Source organism: Streptomyces hainanensis (assembly GCF_004348415.1).
GTDB lineage: Bacteria > Actinomycetota > Actinomycetes > Streptomycetales > Streptomycetaceae > Streptomyces > Streptomyces hainanensis.
The window spans coordinates 1-2,014 of sequence record NZ_SMKI01000761.1 but is presented as its reverse complement, the minus strand read 5'-3'; the positions used below and the strand labels follow the sequence as shown (position 1 = coordinate 2,014).

General features: G+C 73.9%; 2 protein-coding genes. Both read left to right on the top strand.

Features of this window, described 5'->3' with window-relative positions:
• The first annotated feature begins 56 nt into the window (after window positions 1–56).
• Window positions 57–1,037 carry a 1-aminocyclopropane-1-carboxylate deaminase/D-cysteine desulfhydrase gene (locus tag E1283_RS35650; protein WP_132822305.1) on the top strand — a complete coding sequence of 327 codons (981 nt, stop codon included), beginning with the start codon at window positions 57–59 and terminating at the stop codon, window positions 1,035–1,037.
• Between the two features lie 142 nt (window positions 1,038–1,179).
• Window positions 1,180–1,974: an SAM-dependent methyltransferase gene (locus tag E1283_RS35645; RefSeq protein ID WP_132822304.1), complete on the top strand. Its 795-nt coding sequence runs from the start codon at window positions 1,180–1,182 to the stop codon at window positions 1,972–1,974.
• Window positions 1,975–2,014: the final 40 nt, after the last annotated feature.

Here is a 2,014-nt window from a genome sequence, read left to right as displayed (position 1 = left end):
GCGCGCCCGGCCCCGCGCCCCGACCGGCGGGATCGGCATTTCATACAATCGAACGGATGCCGCTCCCGCCCGCCGCGCTGCCCTCGCCGCTCACCCAGGTGACCGACGAGCGGCTGGCCGACGCGGGCGTCGAGCTGTGGCTCAAGCGGGACGACCTCGTCCACCCGACCGTGCCGGGCAACAAGTGGCGGAAGCTCGCCCCCAACCTGGCCGCCGCCCACCAGGCCGGCCACTCCCGGGTGCTCAGCTTCGGCGGCGCCTACTCCCACCACATCCGGGCCCTCGCCACCGCGGCGGCCGGCTCGGGACTCGCGAGCGTCGGCGTCATCCGGGGCCACGAGCTGGCCGACGCGCCCCGCAACTGGTCGCTGGCCGGCGCCGAGGCCGCCGGCATGCGACTCGCCTTCGTGACCCGCGCCGACTACCGGCGGCTGCGCGCCACCCTCGACGAGCCGGCCACCCGCCGCGAGCTCGCCGACCGCTTCGGGCCCTGCCTGGTGCTCCCCGAGGGCGGCTCCAACGGGCTCGCCGCGCGCGGCAGCGCCGCGATCAGCACCGAGCTCGCCGCCCAACTCCCCGGCTTCGGCGAAACCGCACGCGACGTGGTCTGCTGCGCGGTGGGCACCGGCGGCACCCTCGCCGGCGTCGCGGCCGGCGCGCCGCCGGGCGTCCGCGTGGTGGGCGTCGCCGCGCTCGCCGGCGGCGAGGGCTATCTGGAGCGCGAGATCGAGGCGCTGCACGCGGCCGGCTGGGGCCGGGCCTTCCCCAACTGGCGCCTCGACCACACCCACCACGCCGGCGGCTACGGCCGGGTGCCGGTCCCGCTCGCCGCCTTCGCCGACGACTTCGCCCGGCTCCACGGCCTGGCCGTGGAGCGGCGCTACGTCGCCAAGGCGCTCCGCTGGGTCTACGCGACGGCCGGCACCGAGCCGCTCGCCCCCGGCACCCGGGTCACCCTCGTCGTCACCGGCCCACCGGATCCGGAGCCGGATCAGGGGCTCGATCCGGAGCCCGCGCCGGGCTCGGGTGCCGATTGATGGCTCATGACAGCCGTTGAACGTCCTGAATATGCCGATGCACGCTGACGTCGATTTCAACTGCGATTAGTGTGCGATGAGTTGATCGACCTGATCGCTTCCTTACGTCTCGCACCGAAACCCTACGGAGTGGAGAAAACGCGTGGCAGACATCGACCTGCGCACCGACCAGCCGCACTCGGCGCGGATGTACGACTATCTGCTGGGCGGCAAGGATCACTACGTGGTCGACGGCGAAGCCGCGGAGAAGGCGCTGACGCCGTTCCCCATGCTGCGTACCGCCGCCCGCGAGAACCGCAAGTTCCTCGGGCGGGCCGTCCGCCACCTGGTGCGGGAGGCCGGCATCCGGCAGTTCCTCGACCTCGGCTCCGGGCTGCCCACCGCGGAGAACGTGCACCAGGTCGCCCAGTCCGTGGCGCCCGACGCGCGCGTCGTCTACGTCGACAACGACCCCATCGTGCTGGTGCACGGCAGCGCGCTGCTCGCCAAGGACGACCGGACCGCCGTCATCCAGGGCGACATCCGCGACCCCCGGTCGGTCCTGGACCACGACAAGACCCGCGAGCTGATCGACTTCGACCAGCCGGTGGGCGTGCTCGCCGTCGCCGTGCTGCACTTCGTCGGCGACGCCGAGGACCCGGACGGCATCGTCCGCACCCTGCGCGAGGCCGTACCGGCCGGCAGCCACGTCATCCTGTCGCACGCCACCGCCGACATCGCCCCCGAGGAGGCGATGGGCGTCCAGCGCGCCTACCGCTCCCAGGGCGTGCCGCTCACCCTGCGCACCAAGGAGCGGTTCGCCGAGTTCTTCGACGGCATGGAGCTGATCGACCCCGGCATCCAGGTGGTCTCCGACTGGCGCGCCACCGTCCCCGAGTCCGAGCGGCCCCGGCACGCCGACGTCTCCTGGTACGGCGGCATCGGCCGGCTCGGCTGACCGCGGGCACACGGAAGAGGGGGCGCGGCCGGATCGGCCG

Excerpts from the sequence above, each read along its gene's own strand:
- E1283_RS35650 (WP_132822305.1), top strand. The coding sequence starts at position 57 with ATGCCGCTCCCGCCCGCCGCGCTGCCCTCGCCGCTCACCCAGGTGACC.